Origin of the sequence: Alloalcanivorax xenomutans, from assembly GCF_900217905.1 — a bacterium.
GTDB lineage: Bacteria > Pseudomonadota > Gammaproteobacteria > Pseudomonadales > Alcanivoracaceae > Alloalcanivorax > Alloalcanivorax xenomutans.
In genome coordinates this window covers 104894-125432 of sequence record NZ_OBMO01000015.1, presented here as the reverse complement: position 1 = coordinate 125432, position 20539 = coordinate 104894, and the positions used below count along the sequence as shown (strand labels likewise).

23 protein-coding genes are annotated in these 20539 nt (G+C 62.2%); 17 read left to right on the top strand and 6 right to left on the bottom strand.

What is annotated here, in order from left to right; all coding sequences use genetic code 11:
• The first annotated feature begins 471 nt into the window (after positions 1–471).
• On the top strand, positions 472–762 hold the full coding sequence (gene groES, locus CRO06_RS13345; RefSeq protein WP_014995778.1) for a co-chaperone GroES: 291 nt from the start codon (positions 472–474) through the stop codon (positions 760–762).
• Between the two features lie 52 nt (positions 763–814).
• A complete protein-coding gene (groL, locus tag CRO06_RS13340) occupies positions 815–2455 on the top strand; it encodes a chaperonin GroEL (protein WP_097058632.1) in 1641 nt (546 codons plus the stop codon).
• Positions 2456–2535: 80 nt separating this feature from the next.
• Here the strand turns inward: groL and CRO06_RS13335 are convergent, their stop codons facing one another.
• Positions 2536–2943 carry a DUF1090 domain-containing protein gene (locus CRO06_RS13335; RefSeq protein ID WP_179746591.1) on the bottom strand — a complete coding sequence of 136 codons (408 nt, stop codon included), beginning with the start codon at positions 2941–2943 and terminating at the stop codon, positions 2536–2538.
• Positions 2944–3000: 57 nt separating this feature from the next.
• On the opposite strand from CRO06_RS13335, the gene rrtA reads away from it, so the two are divergent.
• The 5 genes from rrtA to rimI all read left to right on the top strand — a co-directional run bounded on the left by rrtA (position 3001) and on the right by rimI (position 8129).
• A complete protein-coding gene (rrtA, locus tag CRO06_RS13330; protein WP_097058631.1) occupies positions 3001–3600 on the top strand; it encodes a rhombosortase in 600 nt (199 codons plus the stop codon).
• A complete protein-coding gene (locus tag CRO06_RS13325) occupies positions 3566–5290 on the top strand; it encodes a DUF3592 domain-containing protein (RefSeq protein WP_097058630.1) in 1725 nt (574 codons plus the stop codon). Before rrtA ends, CRO06_RS13325 begins: the two co-directional genes overlap by 35 nt.
• 62 nt (positions 5291–5352) lie before the next feature.
• The gene (locus CRO06_RS13320) at positions 5353–6900 is read left to right on the top strand and encodes a 2-isopropylmalate synthase (RefSeq protein WP_097058640.1); all 1548 of its coding nucleotides are present in this window, start codon (positions 5353–5355) and stop codon (positions 6898–6900) included.
• A gap of 34 nt (positions 6901–6934) precedes the next feature.
• Positions 6935–7678, top strand: coding sequence for a hypothetical protein (locus CRO06_RS13315; protein WP_097058629.1), 744 nt, complete (start codon positions 6935–6937; stop codon positions 7676–7678).
• The gene (gene rimI / locus CRO06_RS13310) at positions 7671–8129 is read left to right on the top strand and encodes a ribosomal protein S18-alanine N-acetyltransferase (protein WP_022993689.1); all 459 of its coding nucleotides are present in this window, start codon (positions 7671–7673) and stop codon (positions 8127–8129) included. The genes CRO06_RS13315 and rimI overlap by 8 nt, the downstream gene beginning before the upstream one ends.
• 117 nt (positions 8130–8246) lie before the next feature.
• Here rimI and CRO06_RS13305 read toward each other — a convergent pair whose 3' ends face one another.
• The 5 genes from CRO06_RS13305 to flgA form a co-directional block, all read right to left on the bottom strand.
• The gene (locus tag CRO06_RS13305; RefSeq protein WP_097058628.1) at positions 8247–8696 is read right to left on the bottom strand and encodes a hypothetical protein; all 450 of its coding nucleotides are present in this window, start codon (positions 8694–8696) and stop codon (positions 8247–8249) included.
• A gap of 81 nt (positions 8697–8777) precedes the next feature.
• Positions 8778–10013 (bottom strand): EAL and HDOD domain-containing protein, encoded by a 1236-nt coding sequence (locus CRO06_RS13300; RefSeq protein ID WP_244902832.1) that lies wholly within the window; start codon positions 10011–10013, stop codon positions 8778–8780.
• A 55-nt stretch (positions 10014–10068) separates the two neighbouring features.
• Positions 10069–10518, bottom strand: a complete 450-nt coding sequence (locus CRO06_RS13295) for a flagella synthesis protein FlgN (RefSeq protein ID WP_097058626.1) — start codon at positions 10516–10518, stop codon at positions 10069–10071.
• The gene (gene flgM / locus CRO06_RS13290; protein ID WP_022995675.1) at positions 10515–10799 is read right to left on the bottom strand and encodes a flagellar biosynthesis anti-sigma factor FlgM; all 285 of its coding nucleotides are present in this window, start codon (positions 10797–10799) and stop codon (positions 10515–10517) included. Before flgM ends, CRO06_RS13295 begins: the two co-directional genes overlap by 4 nt.
• 119 nt (positions 10800–10918) lie before the next feature.
• Positions 10919–11581, bottom strand: coding sequence for a flagellar basal body P-ring formation chaperone FlgA (gene flgA, locus CRO06_RS13285; protein WP_097058625.1), 663 nt, complete (start codon positions 11579–11581; stop codon positions 10919–10921).
• Positions 11582–11731: 150 nt separating this feature from the next.
• Here flgA and flgB point away from each other — a divergent pair, with 150 nt between their 5' ends.
• From flgB to flgK, 10 genes are all read left to right on the top strand, one after another.
• Entirely contained in the window at positions 11732–12139 is a 408-nt protein-coding gene (flgB, locus tag CRO06_RS13280; protein ID WP_022995673.1) for a flagellar basal body rod protein FlgB, read from the top strand.
• Positions 12140–12152: 13 nt separating this feature from the next.
• A complete protein-coding gene (gene flgC, locus CRO06_RS13275) occupies positions 12153–12551 on the top strand; it encodes a flagellar basal body rod protein FlgC (protein WP_097058624.1) in 399 nt (132 codons plus the stop codon).
• Entirely contained in the window at positions 12551–13234 is a 684-nt protein-coding gene (gene flgD / locus CRO06_RS13270) for a flagellar hook assembly protein FlgD (RefSeq protein WP_097058623.1), read from the top strand. The genes flgC and flgD overlap by 1 nt, the downstream gene beginning before the upstream one ends.
• 14 nt (positions 13235–13248) lie before the next feature.
• Positions 13249–14430, top strand: coding sequence for a flagellar hook protein FlgE (gene flgE / locus CRO06_RS13265; protein ID WP_097058622.1), 1182 nt, complete (start codon positions 13249–13251; stop codon positions 14428–14430).
• Positions 14431–14447: 17 nt separating this feature from the next.
• Positions 14448–15185, top strand: a complete 738-nt coding sequence (locus CRO06_RS13260; protein WP_022995669.1) for a flagellar basal body rod protein FlgF — start codon at positions 14448–14450, stop codon at positions 15183–15185.
• A 53-nt stretch (positions 15186–15238) separates the two neighbouring features.
• On the top strand, positions 15239–16021 hold the full coding sequence (flgG, locus tag CRO06_RS13255; RefSeq protein ID WP_022995668.1) for a flagellar basal-body rod protein FlgG: 783 nt from the start codon (positions 15239–15241) through the stop codon (positions 16019–16021).
• Positions 15990–16682 (top strand): flagellar basal body L-ring protein FlgH, encoded by a 693-nt coding sequence (locus CRO06_RS13250; RefSeq protein WP_022995667.1) that lies wholly within the window; start codon positions 15990–15992, stop codon positions 16680–16682. The genes flgG and CRO06_RS13250 overlap by 32 nt, the downstream gene beginning before the upstream one ends.
• Positions 16683–16696: 14 nt before the next feature.
• A complete protein-coding gene (locus CRO06_RS13245) occupies positions 16697–17833 on the top strand; it encodes a flagellar basal body P-ring protein FlgI (RefSeq protein ID WP_022995666.1) in 1137 nt (378 codons plus the stop codon).
• Positions 17833–18732, top strand: coding sequence for a flagellar assembly peptidoglycan hydrolase FlgJ (flgJ, locus tag CRO06_RS13240; RefSeq protein WP_097058621.1), 900 nt, complete (start codon positions 17833–17835; stop codon positions 18730–18732). Before CRO06_RS13245 ends, flgJ begins: the two co-directional genes overlap by 1 nt.
• Before the next feature lie 174 nt (positions 18733–18906).
• Positions 18907–20526, top strand: coding sequence for a flagellar hook-associated protein FlgK (gene flgK, locus CRO06_RS13235; protein WP_022995664.1), 1620 nt, complete (start codon positions 18907–18909; stop codon positions 20524–20526).
• Positions 20527–20539: the final 13 nt, after the last annotated feature.

The window sequence follows — 20539 nt, the reverse complement described above, 5'->3', positions numbered from 1 at the left end:
AAATCGCCTATGGGGTGATCAAGCATCAGCAGGCCTATACCCCGCAAGTCGCTTAGAGACGGCTTGCAGGGTAGGGAGAGAGACGGTATCTACAGAGGCTTCGTGGTCCGGCCTGTAGGAAACTGCTTTAGCGGCGAGTAACCCCCCTCTGGGCCGCCGCAGGTGCGACGTCAAGAATCGTTCCCGACGATTTTTTGTGGCCTGCCGTCCATGGCGGCCACCCTTCGGGCCGTCGCTGATACGACGTCAAAAATCGTTCCAGACGATTTTTTGTGCTCCGAGCTCTTGAAAGGCTGGTCCGGAGCCCCATTAGGAGGTCACCGGCGTGACAGCCTATTGACTGTCATAACGGTCCAATTATGATTAGCACTCTCTGGCATAGAGTGCTAAGCCGGGTCTGGCCATGCCGGTCCGGCCATGATGCTGACTACATTCGTTGATTGCTGAAACCTCAACAGGAGAAGAGAGGCAATGAAAATCCGTCCGTTGCATGATCGCGTACTGGTGCGTCGCGAAGAGGAAGAAACCAAGACCGCCGGCGGTATCGTGCTGCCCGGCTCAGCCGCTGAGAAGCCTTCCCGGGGTGAAGTGATCGCCGTGGGTAATGGCAAGATCCAGGAAAACGGCGACGTGCGTCCTCTGGACGTGAAAGCAGGCGACAAGGTGATCTTCGGCCAGTACGCCGGCAACACCGTGAAGGTGGAAGGCGAAGAGCTGCTGATCATGAGCGAGGCCGAAATCCTGGCCGTGATCGAAGGCTGATCCTGATTCTCCACTGCTTTCCTGGATAACCGAATTTCAGAGGAACACGACAATGGCTAAAGAAGTACTGTTTAGTGACGACGCCCGCCAGCGCATGGTGAAAGGCGTGAACATCCTGGCCGACGCGGTGAAAGTCACCCTGGGTCCGAAAGGCCGTAACGTGGTGCTGGAGAAGTCCTTCGGCGCTCCGGCCATCACCAAGGACGGCGTGTCCGTGGCCAAGGAAATCGAACTGGAAGACAAGTTCGAGAACATGGGCGCGCAAATGGTCAAGGAAGTCGCTTCCAAGGCCAACGACGAAGCCGGTGACGGCACCACCACCGCCACCGTACTGGCCCAGGCCATCGTCAACGAAGGTCTGAAAGCCGTGGCTGCCGGCATGAACCCGATGGACCTGAAGCGTGGCATCGACAAAGCCGTCATCGCCGTGGTGGAAGAGATCAAGAAGCTGTCCACCCCCTGTGACAACACCAAGAGCATCGAGCAGGTGGGCACCATCTCCGCCAACTCCGACAGCTCCGTGGGCGAGATCATCGCTCAGGCCATGGAGAAAGTGGGCAAGGAAGGCGTGATCACCGTTGAAGAAGGCCAGTCTCTGGTCAACGAACTGGAAGTCGTGGAAGGCATGCAGTTCGACCGCGGCTACCTGAGCCCGTACTTCATCAACAACCAGGAAAAAATGCAGGTTGAGCTGGAAGAGCCCTACATCCTGCTGGTGGACAAGAAAATCTCCAATATCCGCGAACTGCTGCCGGTACTGGAGAACGTGGCCAAAGCTGGCCGTCCGCTGATGATCATCGCCGAGGACATCGAAGGCGAAGCGCTGGCCACCCTGGTGGTGAACAACATGCGCGGCATCATCAAGTGCGCCGCCGTTAAGGCTCCGGGCTTCGGCGATCGCCGCAAAGCCATGCTGCAGGACATCGCCATCCTCACCGGCGGTACCGTGATTTCCGAGGAAGTGGGCCTGAGCCTGGAAAACGTTTCCCTGGAAGATCTGGGCAACGCCAAGAAAGTGAACATCGACAAGGAAAACACCACCATTGTCGATGGTGCTGGCGAGCAGGGCGACATCGATGCCCGCGTCGAGCAGATCCGCCGCGAGATCGAGAACTCCTCCTCCGACTACGATCGCGAGAAGCTGCAAGAGCGTGTGGCCAAGCTGGCCGGCGGTGTGGCCGTGATCAAGATCGGTGCCGCCACCGAAGTGGAAATGAAAGAGAAGAAAGCCCGCGTTGACGACGCCCTGCACGCGACCCGCGCCGCCGTTGAAGAAGGCGTGGTACCGGGTGGTGGCGTGGCTCTGGTGCGCGCTCTGGCCACCATCGGCGAACTGACCGGTGACAACGACGAGCAGAACGCCGGTATCGCCATCGCCATCCGTGCGCTGCAAGCGCCGCTGCGTCAGATCGCCACCAACGCCGGTGCCGAAGCTTCCGTGATCGTGCAGGAAGTACGCAACGGTAACGGCAACTACGGCTACAACGCCGCCACCGGCGAATACGGCGACATGCTGGAAATGGGTATCCTGGATCCCGCCAAGGTGACCCGCTCCGCGCTACAGGCCGCCGCTTCCGTGGCCGGCCTGATGATCACCACCGAAGCCATGGTGGCTGACAAGCCGGAAGAAAAAGGTGCTGCTCCGGACATGGGCGGCATGGGTGGAATGGGTGGCATGGGCGGCATGATGTAAACGCCGCTCCGGCTCCCACCGAAGCCTGAAAAAGCCTCGCCCGCAAGGGCGGGGCTTTTTTATTGCCGCTTTGTACCGGCTCAGCGTACTTGCAGCAGTGCGTCCAGATCGGCCTGTTTCTCGGTCAATTCCTGCCGCGCCTCTTTGAGCTTTTCCCGCCGCTTTTTGATATCGTCCCTGTCGCCTTCGCGGATGGCGGCATCCAGGTCGGCCTGGCGTTCGGCGACTTCCCGCCGCGCGTCGTCAACGGCGTCGCGGGCGTCGTCGATCAGGCCTTGATCGGTGCAGCCGTCCCGCATCGCGTCCAGAGCCCGCTGCAGTCCCCGGGCCTTGTGATCGTGGCCGTGGGCGCGTGCTTCCGCCTGCTGCCGTTCCACTTCGGCGATCTTCTTCCCACACAGGGGCTGATCGGCGAAAACGGGGGCCGCCAGAGCGGTGTGCAGGACAACCAGGGTAGCGGGCAAGGTGAGAAGAGATGATTTCGGCATGGGGCAAATCCGTTTGGGTGAGCCTGTAGGGTAAAGGCAACGACACGAGAGGGCCAGATGGTCGTTCGGGACCAAAAACTGTGGCGTCATGTGGCGGTTTTCGCACTCGCCGTGCTGGCGCTGGGCGTGGCCCACCAGTGGGTCAATCCCTGGCTGCGGTACGATCGCGCGGCGCTGGCGGCGGGTCAGGGGTGGCGGCTGTGGAGCGCGCACGTCAGCCATCTGAATCTGTGGCATACGGTGATGAATCTCGCCGGCCTCGTTTTGATCGTCCATTTCTTCCGTGATGTGCTGGACCGCTACCGGTTCTGGAGTTGGCTGCTGTTTTGCGGGCTGTTTTCCAGCGTCGCGTTATACCTCCTCGATCCGGGGCTGGATTGGTATGTGGGGCTGTCCGGGTTGCTGCATGCTTTGCTGGTGTTCTGCCTGTTGCTCGGCTGGCGCGGCCATCCGTGGTTGCATTCGCTGGTGCTGGCGGTGGTGGCCGGCCGCCTGCTGGTGGAACAATGGCCCGGCTATGACGTGGACTATCTGCGCGGCTGGATTGGCGGCAGTGTTTACGTGAACGCCCATCTGTATGGGGCGATCAGTGGTGTTTTCTTGATGATGGGAGTGACAGGGTTTGAACGAAGCCGCATCGGACACAAGGAAGGGTAGCAAAGGGCCGGGGTGCCTGCTGAACGGATTCGCCGCGGCCTTTCTTCTGGCGGGCCTGGCCGCCATGTACTTCGTCGCATTGAAACCATTGTTTCATTATTGGCAGACCGACAGCTGGGAACGGGTGCCGGCCCAGGTGTTGGACAGCCGTCTGAATCGCAGCACTTCGGACGGTTCCACCACTTACAGCGTCAGTGCGCGCTATCAATACCAGTATCAGGGGCGCACTTACACCAGTGAATCGGTGTCTCTGTATGGTGGTAGTGATAACTTCGACGATTTCTGGCAGCGGCTGGCGCGGCGCCTGGAGCGGGCCCGTCTGGGGCAGCAGCCAGTGCTGGCCTGGGTGAATCCGGACCAGCCGGAAAAGGCCTATCTGGAACGCGGCCTGCGCTCCGGCTCGTTGATCTTCGGCTTCGCGTTCGGGGCGGTGTTCATGCTGGTCGGCGGCGGCCTGCTGTACTTCTTTAATCGTAAAGCGAAACCCTCGGCCCGGGTCGAGGGAGACGCCAGCGAGCCGGTTTACTACAGCAACCAGAAGTCCGGGCATGGCTGCCTGGTCGTGTTCGGTCTGATTTTCGTGCTGGTGCCGGCGCCGGGTTATATGAGCGCGGTGGAAGGCGTGCCGCGAGGCGATTACGCCATGCTGTTTATCTTTCTGTTCCCCCTGATCGGATTGCTGGTGATGGCGGGGGGCTGGGCCGGCCGCCGCCGTTACAAGTTCTTTGGTCCGACACCGTTGACCCTGGATCCGAATCCGGGCCAGGCCGGCGGGCAGGTGGGCGGTGAGATCCTGATCAACCGGATCGTGCCGCATTCGGGCCGATTCACCGTTTCCCTCTCCTGCGTGCATCAGGAGACCCGTGGCAGTGGCGATGACCGCCGCACGGATACCACGGTGCTGTGGCAGAGCGATCAGGGTGGCTATGTGGAGTCCGGCATGCGCGACAGCCGCGTTCAGTTCTGTTTCGATGTGCCGGAGAGTTTGCCGCCCAGCTATCAGCGTGGCCGGCAATCGGTGCACTGGCAGGTTTCCATGGAAGGGGAGATGGACGGTCGCGAGTTGCATCGCGATTGGACGATTCCGGTGATGCAGGGTGATGTTGGCAGCCGCTTTACCCTGCCGGAGTCCCATGTCGCGGAGGATCGCCGCCAGCGTGAGGAAGCGGCGCTGGCGTCGGCCAGGGAGCAGATCGTGATCAAGCGAACCGGCCAGGGGCTGACGGTGACCAGCCGGGCCGGCCGCAATCTGGGCCTGAAACTGGGCCTGCTGCTGTTCGGCGGCATCTTCGCCGCGGTGGGTACCTTCCTGCTGACACTGGCCCTTGATGAGGGCGGCATGCTGTACCTGATGGCCGGCGTGTTCGGTTTGGTGGGCTACGGCCTGGTCCTGGTAACGCTGTATATGCTCGGACGCAGTCTCCAGGTGGTGATCCGTGGCGATGAAGTGCGCAGCCGCCGGCGCTGGTTGGGGATTCCGTTGCGCCAGCGCCGCATGAGACTGCGCAACGCCGATCAGCTGGTGCTCGACAGCGCGGTCAGATCCACCACCAATGGCCGGGTACAGGAATACATGAACCTCTACGCCCAGGACGAGAGCGGGCGGGTGCGGGTGGCCGAGGGCATCGCCGGGCAGCAGGCCGGGGAGCAGCTTCGCGAGGAACTGTTGCGGGAACTGCACTTGGTTTGATACCCCCGGTCCGGGCTGATTTGCTAGAATCGACGAACCCCCATACTTGGCGAGATACGATGATGAACAAAGAACGCCTGATCATATTCGATACCACCTTGCGTGACGGCGAGCAAAGCCCCGGCGCCACCATGGACCAGGACGAAAAACTGCGTATCGCCAAGGCGCTGGAACGGATGCGGGTGGATGTCATCGAAGCCGGTTTCGCCATTGCCAGCCAGGGGGATTTCGAGGCGGTGAAGGCGATTGCCGATACCGTGCGCGAATCCACCATCTGTTCCCTGGCGCGGGCCAAGGCCGAGGACATCGACCGCGCCGCGGAAGCGCTGGCCGGGGCCGAGTCCGGCCGTATTCATACTTTTCTCGCCACCAGCCCCATCCATATGGAACACAAGTTGCGGATGACTCCGGACCAGGTGGTGGAAAACGCGGTGGCGGCGGTCAAGCACGCCCGTAACCGCATCGACGATGTGGAGTTTTCCTGCGAGGATGCCGGCCGCTCCGAACTGGACTTCCTGTGCCGTATCGTCGAGGCGGCCATCGACGCCGGTGCCCGCACCATCAATATCCCCGACACCGTGGGCTACAACATTCCCGAACAGTTCGCCCACACCATCCGCTCCCTGCTGGAGCGGGTGCCGAACGCCGACAAGGCGGTGTTCTCGGTGCATTGTCATAACGACCTGGGTCTGGCGGTGGCCAACTCCCTGGCGGCGGTGCAGGCCGGCGCCCGTCAGGTGGAGTGCACCATCAACGGATTGGGCGAGCGGGCCGGTAACGCCTCCCTCGAGGAGATCGTGATGGCGGTGCGCACCCGTCAGGATCTGTTTCCGGTGGACACCGGCATCAACACCCGCGAGATCGTGCCGGCGTCGAAGCTGGTCTCCACCATCACCGGCTTCCCGGTGCAGCCGAACAAGGCCATCGTCGGCGCCAACGCCTTTGCCCATGAGTCCGGCATTCACCAGGATGGTGTGCTGAAGCATCGCGAGACTTACGAAATCATGTCCGCCGAGGACGTGGGCTGGCACACCAACCGCATGGTGCTTGGCAAGCACTCGGGCCGTGCCGCCTTCCGCGCCCGTCTGGAGGAACTGGGGATCCCGTTGGGCTCCGATGCATCACTGAACATAGCCTTCCAGCGCTTCAAGGATCTGGCCGACAAGAAACACGAGGTATTCGACGAGGACCTGCAGGCGCTGGTCAGTGATACCCGGCAGGCGGCGGAACAGGAACGCTATCAACTGGTGGTGCTGGAGGTGACCTCCTGCACCGGAGAGACGCCGAAGGCGCGTATCGTCATCAACGTGGACGGTGAGGAGCGGGAGGCCACCGCTGCCGGCGCCGGACCGGTGGACGCCACCTTCAAGGCCATCGAATCCCTGGTTCAGAGCAACTGTTCCATGTCGTTGTATTCAGTGAACGCCATCACTTCCGGCACCGACAGTCAGGGCGAGGTGACCGTGCGATTGGAGAAAGGCGGGCGCATCGTCAACGGCCACGGCGCCGACACCGATATCATCAGTGCTTCGGCGAAGGCGTATCTGAATGCCTTGAATCACTTCGCCTCCGGACTGCAGCGGGCGCATCCGCAAGCGGCGGACGTATGACCGGGGCCGACATCGGACTGGCGCGGGGCACCCTATGAATGAACCGCAGCGGCAAAGTTACCTGAAGGCCCTGGGGCTGACGCCCTGGGTGGCGCGGGTAGCATTGCCCGGCGCGGCGCCTTCTTCGGAGCTGGCGCCGCCCGAGCCGCCACCGGCCCCGGAGGCCGCGCCGGCGAGCACCGAAGCACCGCGGGTGGTGGAAACGAAGACGCCGGAGCCGCCGCCTTCGTTGTCCGATGAATTGGAACGGACGCCACCGCCGGCGCCGCGACCTCCTTCAACGGAACCCGCCGCGCCGGCCCGGGCCGCTCCACGGCCCGTTGCCGCCGATCAGACGGTGGTCTTTACGCTCGAGGCGCACCTGGCCGGGGAAACCTGGCTGTTGTTTCAACAAAGCGATGCCAAGGCGCCCGGGTTGGGCCGCCACGACGGTGCCCTGGCGGCATCGCTGCTGGCGGTGTTCGCCGCCGCCCCGTCCCGCCCACGCCGGTTCTATTGTCCGCTGACCGACGATCAACCGATGGACCGGGATGCCGCTTCCCAGGCGTTGACGGCGTTCGTTGCCGGTCTGGCGCGGCTGGATGGCGGGCAGCGCGCCCTGTTTTGCCTGGACGAGACACTGGCGAAGCAGGTGCTCGGCACGGAACGCTATCAAGGGTTCAAGCTCGGTGAAATGGGTGCCCTGGTGGTGAGCAGTCTGGATGAGATGCTCTCGGAACCGGCGCGGCACAAAAAACGCAGCTGGCAGGCAATGGTGGAATCGGGTTTCCATGGCTGAGATTACCGATCACGTGCGTCTGCGCACCATGACCAGCGCGGATCTGGAGCGGGTGTTGGCGGTGGAGCAGGCCTGTCAGTTGACGCCTTGGTCGATGGCCAATTTCCGCAGCTGTCTTTCCAGTGGCTATCGCTGCAAGGTGGCGACCCACGAAGGGGAAATCACCGGTTTCATGGTGTTATCCGCGGTACTGGATGAAGCCCATCTGCTCAATATCGCGGTGGCGCCGGCCTGGCAACGGCGCGGTATTGCTCGCTGGATGCTGGAGCAGGCCATCGCCCGGGCTGTCGATGAGGACATGTCGGTGATGTATCTGGAGGTGCGCGCCGGCAATCGGGGGGCCCGCAAGCTCTACAAACAGCTCGGCTTCGAAATATGCGGCCGCCGGCCCGGCTACTACCGCGCCGAGGAGGGCCACGAGGACGCGGTGCTGATGACCTTGATGCTTTGAGGCGACGTAATGCGCTGGCACGGCAGTTTTCCACGGGCCCGGACTACGGACCCGCTGTAGCGACCTCGGACAGGCTTGGGGGCGCGCTGGCGGGCTACGATGGTGCCAGCGGCGGAATCATCGCTGATCCGGCTTCGCTCCCAAAGCGCTTTTCATTTGCCAGCCCTGATCGCCTTTACTGAATACCAGCCGCCGTTCCCGGTTGAAGGTGTCGCCTTCCTCGAATGGGCCGAACTCCACCCGCACCGCGGCCAGCGCCATGGTCATGGCGAAGCGGTCCATCGGCTCGCGTTCGTCATCGCCGCGGACTTCACCAGCGTAGTCGGCCAGACCCTTGCGGGCGCGTAACCGGTAATTCACTTCCACGCTGTAATCCCCCTGGCTGTCCTCCACCGCGCTGAGCTGTTCCACGTCTTCCACTTCCAGCAATTCATCGAGATGCGCTTGTGCCAGTTCCGCGTTCAGCGCATCGCGGATCACGTTGTCGCCCGGGCCGCTGTCGCAGGCGGTGAGCAGGGCGGCCAGGATCAGCAGGCACAATAGGGGCAGGGAACGTGGCAGAGTCATGACATTATCCTTATTGGCGAAAGGCCCATGCTAGCAAGGCGGCGGCGCGGAGCCCATTGACCGCGCCGCCGTGATCGGCTGTCACAAGCTGCCGAGGGCCTGTTGAACCTGCCGGGCCCAGGCCACGCTGTGGCGGTAGGCCACTTCATAGAACGAGGTGTCGTTGAGCCAGGTGAGCCGGTCGAAGCGGCCGTTTTCGTAGTGTTCCACTTCGTTGAGCAGATCCCCGAGTTTCCCTTCGCGGGCTACCAGAGCGCGTTTCACCTCCTGGCTCAGGGGGACCTGATCCATCAATTCCGGCATGGCGATGTCGGTGATGACATCCAGTTGTGACAGCAGGCCGACAATAAAATGGTTCACCGGGACTTCTTCTCCGGAGAGCTCCGCCAACACTTCGCACATGCGTCCGCGCACCAGCATATTGCGGACCAGATGCGCGGGCTTGTTCTGGCTGCCGTGCACCAGCAGCAGGTTGGCCCAGCGCCGCATCTCGTCCATGCCCAGCAAGGCGATGGCCTGGGACAACGAACTCACCTCGCGGCGCAAACCCAGGGCGGCGGAGTTGACCACGCGCAGAATACGCCAGGTCAGATGGGCGTCCTGGATGGCAATGGCCTCCAGCGATGATGGCGTTGACTCCGGGTTGTGCAGTTCGGCGAGCAGACGCAGTAGCAACAACTGATTGCCGGCGATCTTGCGGCCTTTCACCGGTACCGCCGTGGACAGGAAATCGCCCTGGTAATAGCTGAAGCCCAACTCCAGGCAAACACGGAAACGGCGGCGGTCATCGAGATGATCGGCGAGCAGATCGGCGCCATGGGGCCGGAGCTTTTCCACCGTGGCGCGCAGCGTGTCGTCGTCGAAGCGGCGAACGTCCAGTTTGATGATATGGACCAGATCCAACAGCGCCGGATCCACGCTGTCGGCCGGACCAAAGCCGTCCAATGCCAGCCGATAACCCTGGCCGGCCCAGCGCCGGGCTTGTTCCAGCAACACGTCCGGCGTGGCCAAGCCGTGGTCGAGGTCGAGGATATACTGCTTCTTGGGCAGATGGGGTAACGACCGGGCCAGCAGCACTTCCGGGGTCACGCGCAGGAACGTCGGCACGGTTCGGGTGCGGCCGTCCTGATAAACCTGGGAATAGGTGCCCAGAATCACGGGATGGCTGGATTGGATGTCGGACAGCGTGACGCTGTCGCCGCCGCCTTGCAGCAGCAGTTGAAAAGCGGCCAGATCCTGATTTTTGCTGTACACCGGCCGACAGGCCAGCATGACGTCCAGTGCGTCGTCATCGACGACCGCCTGTTTGAGAGTCATTGCCACGTTGTCATTCCTGCTCACGGATACGGAAGAAGTGGAAACGAGACCTTTATCAAGCGGATGAGGACAGCCGTCCGCCGCGTGGGCCGGGTTGGCCATCGGGACCGTATAACGGAGTGCCGGCCTTTTCCCGCAGGGCGTTGAGCAACCGCAGATTGTTGGCCGCGCGCAGTTCGATCAACTCGCCGTTGACCCGATTGTCCGTGGCCACGGCCCGGGCACGGGTCTGGATTGCCCGCCACAACGGCAGGCAGCCCGCTTCGCGGGCCGCCTGCTCGTCGCCTTGGGGGGTGTCGTCGTAGCCGAGCCGCTGCAGGGCTTCCCGGCGCCGGCCTTCGAAAGTGTCCAGCGTTTCCAGCAGAGCGGCTTTGCGTTGCGCCACGGCGCCCAGCTCCGGACCGTCAATGCTGCCTTGAACCAGCAAGCCTCGCTCCTCGGACAGCAAGTGCCCCAGTGAGACCAGGTGATCGTGTTGACGCCGCAGGTGGGTGTTCAGGCTCATGAAGGATCGGACCGTGTTTCCAGCTCTTCCCGAACCCGCTCGATCAAGCCGTCGGCGATGCGGTCGGCCCGGATTTCCAGGCGGCCTTCACTGATGGCCTGGCGGATTTCCGCCACCCGGGCGGTGTCGATGTCGCCGTCGCTGCGGTCCCGATGCAAATGGGTTACCGCCGCCGGGCTGGTCTGCGCGGACTCGCTGGCGGAACGCTCGACGCTGCGCTCGGCGGCTTTCTCCGGCACCGGGCGGTTGGCGCTGACTGGGTGCGGATGATCAATTTTCACAGCTGTCTCTCCATTGCATTCGCGGAGGCGTAAAGGCTAGGAACAGGCTCTCGGACCCCGTTCAAGGTCTCCTCTCACGCTTCATCGGCCAAAAAGCCGGGCGCTTGAGTCCGGGAACGTCAAAATGTGACCCGGGTCCGGTTTGGTCCGCTAACCACCACGGTCAGCACCTTCCGGTCCGGCAACCGCACCCGGATCCGTTCACCCAGTGCGCCGTCCTCCAGGGCATGGGCCGCGCGTTCGATACGAAAGCCGGTCCCTGTTGCCTCCACCTTCACTGGCTGGCGCCGCCGTACCAGCGGCCGGGCGCGTAAAACGCTGTCCTGCAGCACGGTGCCGGCGTTCAGTGGACGGGTCAGCTCCTTGCCGACAAGTTCATCCAGGCGGGTAGCCGCCCGGCGTGGCAGGGCGCTCAGGTCCCCTTCCCGCATCCGCAGATCGTCCTTTTCCAGAAGGGTGCCGGCTTCCAGATTGTCCGCCGCCACCCAGTAGCGTCCCCGGGCACTGACCCGCGCCTGCAGGTAACGGACCTGGCCATCACAGCGCACGCCCACGGTCACCGGCCCGAGCAGGGGGCGCTGATGGCCAGGCAGAAATGGCGTGGCGTCGTCACAGGATGGCAGCGGCGCGCTCGGCGATTGCAGCGTCACCTTGATGCTATCCCCCAGCCCGGCGGCTTCCTGTAACAGAAAGGTCCTGACCCGTTGCTCCATCCCGGTGGCCGCCGCCAGCGCGGGCATCACCAGCAACAAGGCGCTGATTGTCCGTGGCCATGCCTTCATGTTTTGTCATCTCTGATTCGGCCCTTGCCCATAGTGTACGAAACCCCGCCGATGGCGAATAAACGAAATGGCCATCAAATGCATGGTTGTTTGTCCGTTTGCAGACTTGGGGCCCGTTTTAGTCTGGCTATATCCAAAAGGAGTTTAGCCATGATCGATAAACTGGCCGGTGCCCTGAACTTCTACCAGCAGGCACTGCAACTTCGTCACGAACGTCAGGGGGTATTGGCGGGCAACATCGCCAACGCCGATACGCCGCATTTCAAAGCGCGTGACTTCAACTTCTCCGACGAGCTGGCGCGGGCCGTGGCGGGAGAGGAGCAGGGGCGGGCTTTGCATTTGACCACCACGTCCGAGCGGCACTTTCCATCACGGATTGCCACCGAGGAGGTGGATCTGCTGTACCGGGTGCCGGATCAACCGAGCCTGGACGGCAACACCGTGAACATGGATGTGGAACGGGTGCAGTTCGCCGATAACTCGGTCCGTTACCAGGCCGCGCTCACCATGATCAACAGTCGCATTCAGGGCCTCAAGGGCGCCATGCAATCGGAATAAAAAGGAAGCCGTCATGTTTTCCATCTTTGAAATTTCCGGCTCGGCGATGGTGGCCCAGGCCCAGCGCATGAATGTCACCGCCAGCAATCTGGCCAATGCCGACAGCGTCGCCGGCCCGGACGGCGAAGCCTATCGGGCACGCCAGGTGATCTTCGAAAGCCGCCAAAACGGGGAAGGCAGTGCCGGCGTGGCGGTGCGGGAAGTGGTGGAGGACCCGGCGCCCCTGCGTCGCGAGTACCGCCCCCATCATCCGCTGGCGGATGAGCAGGGTTACGTGACCATGCCCAACGTGGAACAGGTTCACGAGATGGTCAATATGATCGCCGCCTCCCGTTCCTATGAAGCCAATGTGGAAGTCCTCAACACCAGCAAGCAGATGATGCTGAAAACCCTGACCGTGGGAGAAAGCTGATGGCGGCCGCCACCCAGAACATTAGTAGCTCCGTGCTGAACAGTATGAACGGCACTTCCGGCACCAACGGCCGGGGCGCCGCCGGTGAATTGCAGGACAGCTTCATGACCCTGCTGGTGACGCAGTTGAAGAATCAGGATCCGATGAATCCGATGGAAAACGCGGAGATGACCTCGCAGCTGGCGCAGATCAATACCGTCAGTGGCATCCAGGAACTCAATGCCCGGCTCGGAGAAATCAACGATCAGATCGACGCCGGCAAGGCGCTGCAGGCCACCGCCCTGATCGGCCGGGGGGTGCTGGTTGCCGGCGACCGGGTGCTGGTGGGTGAAGAAGGCGCCACCACGCCGTTTGGCGTGGAGCTGGATAAAGCGGCCGACAATGTGGTGGTCACCATCACCGATGGTTCCGGCCAAGTGGTGCGCCGCTTTGAGCTGGGCGCCCTGGACGCCGGTGTCGAATCCTTTGTCTGGGATGGCAAGCTGGAAGACGAAACCCTGGCGCCGGAAGGCGCTTATAAGGTGGCCGTGACCGCCACCAGCGGTGATGCGTCGATGGATGTCACTACCTTGAATTATGCCCTGGTCAACGGGGTGAAGATGGGAACCGATGGTCAGCCGCGTCTGGATCTTGGCGGCATTTCCGATCCGGTGACGCTGGACGAAGTCCGGCAGATTCTCTGAACAGGAGCTGAAAGATGGGTTTTTCTCAGGCATTGAGTGGCCTTAACGCGGCCGCCAGTCAATTGGACGTGGTTGGCAACAATATCGCCAACTCGCAGACCGTGGGGTTCAAGGGCTCCTCGGTGCAGTTCGCTGATGTCTACACTGGTGCCAAGGTGGGGCAGGGCGTGCGTGTCTCGGGCGTGTTGCAGGATTTCTCCAACGGCACTCTGGAAAGCACCGGCCGCAATCTGGATCTGGGTATCAACGGCGCCGGCTTTTTCCGCTTCCTGCAGGGCGAGCAGATCGTCTATTCCCGTAATGGCCAGTTGACTCTGACCAAGGAAGGCTACCTGGAAAATGCCCAGGGAGCCCGGCTTACCGGTTTCCCCGCCGGGGTGGGCACCGGCGGCCAGCCCCAGGTGTTGCAGGTGCCGGCCGGCGGCATGAGCGCCAGTGCCACCACCGGGGTGGACGCCACCTTCAATCTGGACGCGGAGAGCGACATCATCACCGGCGCCTTTGATCCGGCGGATGACGATACCTACTCCTACGCCAACACCGCCACGGTGTATGACTCCCTCGGCGTACAGCACACCATGACGTTGTATTTTGTCAAAACCGGTGAGAATGAATGGGCGGTTCACAGTGCCGTGGACGGCACCGTGGATGCGGCCAACACCGGTGAGTTGCGCTTCAACAGCAATGGCACCCTGGACGAAGCCAACAGTGCTTTTCCGGATTATTCCTTTGCCATGAACAACGGTGCCAATGACGTGACGTTCGGCATCAACTTCGATGGCACCACGCAGTTCGGTCAGGAATTTGACCTGGGTTCACTGGACCAGAACGGTTACACCGCTGGCAGCCTGGTGGGGGTCACCGTGGATGATGATGGCAACATCATCGGTAATTACGCCAATGAGCAGTCCCAGGTGCTCGGCACTCTGGCGCTGGCCAACTTCCGTAACCCTGAAGGTTTGCAACCGGCCGGTGATAACGCCTGGGTGGAGACCGGCACTTCCGGGCAGCCTCTACTTGGCCTGGCCGGCACCGGTATGTTCGGCAACGTGGAGTCCCAGGCACTGGAAGTGTCCAACGTGGACCTGACTTCCGAACTGGTGGATCTGATCATCGCCCAGCGTAACTATCAGGCCAACACCCAGACCATCAAGGTGCAGGACGAGGTTTTGCAGAACGCGGTGAACCTGCGTTAATCGCCGAGGCTTGAGACATGGATCGCATCCTCTATACCGCCATGGTGGCGGCCAAGCAAAGTCAGGATCAGCAGGCGGTGGTCAGTAACAACCTGGCCAACGCCACCACCTCCGGCTTCCGCGAGCAGATTCACGCTTTGCGGGCGGTGCCGGTGCGGGGTGACGGTGCGTTGCCGACGCGGGTGTCGATGATGGCGACCACGCCGGGCACCGATTTCAGTATCGGCCCGATCAACGCCACCGGTCGTGATCTGGATGTTGCCCTGCGGGAGGGCAACTGGCTGGCGGTGCAGGGCGCCGACGGCGCCGAGGCTTATACCCGGCGCGGCGATCTGCAGGTCAACGGCGAAGGCTTGCTGACCAGCGGCGGGCGGCCGGTGATCGGTGATGGCGGCCCGATCGTGGTGCCGCTCGGCGCCAGCCTGTCGATTGGCGCCGATGGTACCGTCAGCGCCATCGGCGCCGGGGAACAGCCGGACGCCATCGCCGAGGTTGGGCGTCTGAAACTGGTTAACGATACCGCCGGGAACCTGGAGCGGGGCGATGATGGCTTGTTCCGCGCCGGGGACGGCGTGCTGCCGCGCGATGAGCTGGGACGCCTGCAATCCGGTGCTCTGGAAGGCAGTAACGTCAGCACCATGGAAGCCATGGTGTCGATGATCAACACCGCCCGCCGCTACGAAATGCAGCTCCAGGTGATTGAGCATACCGATCAGAACGCGCAGCGCGCCAACGCTCTGCTGTCGATGAACTGAGGCCGGCCCGCGAGCGCCGCCCGATAACGAGATAACCGAAAGAGGACATCATCATGATTCGCTCTTTGTGGACCGCCAAGACCGGTCTCGAGTCGCAGCAGGTGAAGATGGACGTGATCGCCAACAATCTGGCCAACGTCAGCACCAACGGTTTCAAGAAAACCCGCGCCGTGTTCGAGGATCTGTTGTATCAGAACCTGCGCCAGCCCGGAGGGCAAAACGATGTGCAGAACCGCCTGCCCTCTGGCCTGCAGATCGGTACCGGGGTACGGCCGGTGGCCACCGAGCGTCTGCATGCCCAGGGGGGGCTGGAACAGACCGGCAACTCGCGGGATCTGGCGATCAACGGCAAGGGGTTTTTCCAGGTGCTGATGCCGGATGGCACCATCGCCTATACCCGTGATGGCAGTTTCCAGCTGGATGAGAATGGCCAGATGGTGACCTCCAGTGGCTATCCGCTGGAGCCGGCGATTCTGATTCCCGACAACGCGCTCAGCGTCACCATCGGTCAGGACGGTATTGTCTCCATCACCGAGCCCGGTTCCACCGATGCCCGGGAAGTGGGGCAGTTGACCCTTTCCACCTTCGTCAATGCCGCGGGCCTGGAAAGTATCGGCGAGAATCTCTATCTGGAGACCGCCGCTTCCGGTATGCGCACCGAAAGCATGCCGGGCATGAATGGCGCCGGCCGGATTTACCAGTCCTATGTGGAAACCTCCAACGTCAATGTGGTGGAGGAAATGGTCAACATGATCCAGACCCAGCGGGCCTATGAGATCAACAGCAAGGCAGTGCAAACCTCCGATGAAATGCTTGCCCGGCTCACTCAGCTCTGATCCGCGCCTGTGGGGGCTGGCCCTGGGCCTGATTCTGTTGGCGGGCTGCGCGCAGCTGCCACGCCCTTCCGTGGTGGGTGAACAGGAGCGGGTGGAGATTGCCCAGCCGCCGGCGCCGCGGGCCAACGGATCCATTTTTCAGGCCAGGCGTGGCTATCACCCCTTGTTTGAGGACAATCGGCCGCGCATGGCCGGTGACGTGCTGACTATCGTGTTCGACGAAGAAGTCAGCGCCAGCAAAGTTTCCAGCAGTAACGCCAATCGTACCGGCAACAGCACGTTCACGCCGCAGGTGCTGCCCAAGGGGCTGGAGGACCTGGCCGACTATGGCTTCGACCTGACCGGTGAAAACACCTTCGAAGCGGGCGGCGGTTCCCGGGCCAACAACAGTTTCACCGGCACCCTCACCGTTACCGTTTTGGAGGTACTGAGCAACGGTAATCTGCGCGTGCGGGGGGAAAAACAGATCGCCATCAACCAGGGAACGGAATTCATTCGTTTCGCCGGCGTGGTGGATCCCCAGGTGATTCGCGGCGACAACTCGGTACTGTCCACCCGGGTCGCCGACGCGCGCATCGAATATGTCGGCGACGGCTACATCAATGAAGCTCAGCACATGGGGTGGCTGCAGCGGTTCTTCCTGAATATCTCCCCGTTCTGATGACGGCGCCAACCATGAAACTGTTTGCCTTACCTCGTTCCCGATCGCACCGCCCCAAATGGTTGGCGGCATGGTTATTCCTGCTGTTGTCATGGCCACTGTCCGCCGGCGCGGAAACTCTGCGGGAACTGGCCAGCTTTGCCGGCGTGCGTGACAACACCCTGGTGGGATACGGCCTGGTGGTGGGTCTGGATGGCAGCGGCGACCAGACCATGCAGACACCGTTCACCACCCAGGGGCTGACCAACATGTTTTCGCAACTGGGTATCACCGTGCCCGCGGGGACCAACATGCAGTTGCGTAATGTGGCGGCGGTGATGGTGACCGCCGATCTGCCGCCCTTTGCCCGCCCCGGGCAACGCATCGACGTGGTGGTGTCCTCGGTGGGCAATGCGCGCAGTCTGCGGGGAGGCACTTTGTTGATGACGCCCTTGAAAGGCGTGGATGGGCAAACCTATGCCCTCGCCCAGGGCAATCTGCTGGTCGGCGGCGTCGGTGCCGAGGCCGGTGGCAGCAGCGCCCAGATCAATCAGCAGGCCGGTGGTCGTATCAGCGGCGGTGCCATGGTGGAACGGGAGGTGCCGTTGCAACTCGGCGGCGACAACGGCGTGCTGGAATTGCAGTTCCATGACGCCGATTTCGATACCACCTGGCGGGCGGTGCAGGCGATCAATGAGGAATTCGGCTCGCCGGTGGCCAGTGCCGTCAACGGTGGGGTGATTCGTCTGGTCGGACCCCGTGACGATAATCGCCGTGTGGCGTTCATGGCACGGGTGGAGCGCATTCAACTGAATCCCTCGGACGCTCCCGCCAAGGTGGTGATCAACGCCCGTACCGGCTCGGTGGTATTGAACGGACGCGTTACTCTGCGTCCGGCGGCGGTGGCCCACGGCAATCTTTCGGTCACCATCGATACCCGTTTTGGTGTCAGCCAGCCCGCTCCCTTCGGTGAAGGCGAAACCGTGGTGGTGCCGGACAGTGATATCCGTATCGAACAGGAAAGCGGCGCGCTGCAAGTGGTGGAAGGCGCCGATCTGATGGAAGTGGTGGACGCGCTGAATGCGCTGGGCGCCACGCCCCAGGATCTGATGTCGATTCTGCAAGCGCTGAAATCAGCCGGTGCGCTGCGCGCGGAGCTGGAGATTCTGTAATGGCGATTGGCGCAAGCGACAACCAGTTCGCCCTTGATTTGCAAGGGTTGCAACGGCTCAAGCAAAAAGCCGCGCTGGACCCGGAGAAACAACTGGCGCATGCGGCGCAACAGTTCGAGGCATTGTTTCTCCAACAGATGGTCAAGAGCATGCGTGACGCCATCCCGCGTTCGGATTTGCTCGACAGTAATCAGTCGCGCTTCTATCAGTCGCTGGCGGATCAACAACTGGCACAACATGTGGCGGGTCGCGGCGTCGGTCTGGCCGAGCAACTGATCAGTCAGCTGTCGCCGCAAACCGGTGGTGGTACCGACCTGGCCGCCGCTTTTGGTGCCCCGCCACGTACCTTGGGGGCGGGGCAGGCACTGCCGGTGACCACGTCGGACACCGTTGCCGGAGCGGTGGCGCGGCAGGAAGGCTGGAGCAAGGAGATGTTCCTGCAGCGGCTCTCCGGGCCCGCCCAAGAGGCCAGTGAACGTAGCGGTCTGCCTCGGGAACTGCTGCTGGCACAGGCGGCGCTGGAAACCGGTTGGGGGCGCTATCGCATCAATACCGCCGATGGCGCCGACAGCCATAACCTGTTTGGTATCAAGGCTGGATCGGGGTGGCGCGGCAACACTACCGACATTGTTACGCACGAGTACGTGGACGGTGAGCGAGTGCGTCAGGTGGGCCGGTTCCGGGTCTACGATTCGTACGCCGATGCCTTCGCCGATCATGGCCGTTTGTTGAGTGAGAATCCGCGTTACGCCTCGGTAATGTCGGCGCCGGACGCACACAGCGCCGCCCGCGCCCTGCAAGCGTCCGGTTATGCCACCGACCCGGCCTACGCGGAGAAGTTGATTGCGGTCATGGAAGGGCTGAACAGCATGACGGTGGCCAGCACGACGATGAAATAACATCGCGGTTCTTGAACCACTGGCATTCCAAATACTCAGGTACGCTGGGGATATGGATTCATAGGTTGCTACAACGACGCTGTGGGAGCTTAAGCACAAATAAAGCCGCCGCCGGGACTCAAGTACCGCCGGCTGCCGCCGATAACCTGACTAGATAACGCAGGGATACCGTCGATGAGCTTGTTTTCCATTGGCCTGAGTGGTCTGAACGCGGCCCAGAATGCGCTGTACGCCACCAGCAACAACATCAGTAATGTCTACACGCCCGGCTATAACCGGGAGTTGGTTTTGCTGGGCGAGCGTGGCGTTGGTAATGGCGTCCAGGTGAATGACATTCAGCGCCAGTTCGACCAGTACGTGGCCGGGCAACTGAACCAGTCCACCAGCAACGCCAGCGCCTTGCAGGCCTACGAGACCCAGGTCAGCCAGATCGACAACTTGCTGGCGGACCAGGAAGCCGGTCTGGCCCCGCTGATCCAGAATTTTTTCTCCTCCCTGGAAGATCTGGCCGGAGCGCCTTCCGATCCTTCTTCCCGGCAGGGCGTGATCGGCAGTGCCGATACGCTGTCCGCCCAGTTCCGCTCGTTCCAACAGTATCTGGACGATATGCAGAACGGCATCAACGGACAGATCAGTGACGAAATCACCCAAATCAACAACACCGCCGAACAGATCGCCAATCTGAACCGGGAGATCGCCCTGGCCAAAGCCAAGCAGGGTGAAGCGCCGAACGCCTTGCTGAATCAACGGGACCAGCTGGTGGCGGAACTGAGTGAACGTATCGACGTAAAACTGTCGGTACAGGAAAGCGGCACCTACAACCTTAGCATCGGCAACGGCCAGCCGTTGGTGGCCGGAACCCGCAGTTTCGAACTGGAAGCGGTGGAATCGAAAACCGATCCCTCCCGCTTGGTGGTGGGCTACCACGATTCCGCCGGCAATCTGGTGGAGCTGAAGAGCAAGAATATCCAGGGCGGTTCACTGGGTGGCTTGCTGAACTTCCGCGAAGAGACGCTGGATAAAACCCAGAACGAGCTGGGCCGGCTGGCGGTGTCCCTGGCCCAGGCCTTCAATGAACAGCATCGTGACGGCGTGGATCTGAACGGCGACGCCGGCGGTGATCTTTTCGCCATCGGCTCCCCAAGGCTGTACAGCCATGCCGATAATACCGGCACGGCCACGCTGTCGGTTGCCTTTGGCGATGCCGAGGGGCTTACCACCAGTGACTACACGGTGACGGTGGTCGATCCGGCCACCGGCGAGTTCGCCATTACCCGCAACGACAATGGCGAAACCGTCAATGCCACCCTGGATGCCAATAATCAGCTCAGCTTTGGCGGTGTCGTCGTCACCATCGACGATCCGGCACAACTGGCCGCCAATGATCGCTTCGAAGTTCAGCCCACCCGGTACGCCGCCGGCGGTATGGAAATGTTGATTCGCGATACCGCCGAGATCGCCGCCGGTAGTGCCGCGGGCAGCGGCAACAACGAAAACGCGCTGGCGCTGCAGGAATTGCAGAACCAGTCTCTGGTCAGCGGCAACGCCACGTTCAGTCAGGCTTATGCCTCGCTGGTGGGGGACGTGGGTAATCGCACCAACATCGTCAAGGTGAATCTGGCGGCACAGCAGGGGCTGCAAGAGCAGCTCAGCGCCGTGCAGCAATCGGTATCCGGTGTGGACCTCAACGAGGAGGCCGCCAACCTGATTCGTTTCCAGCAGTATTTCCAGGCCAACGCCAAGGTGATCGAAGTGGGCAGTACCGTGCTCGATTCAATCCTGGGCCTGCGCTAACCGGTTGAGGAGC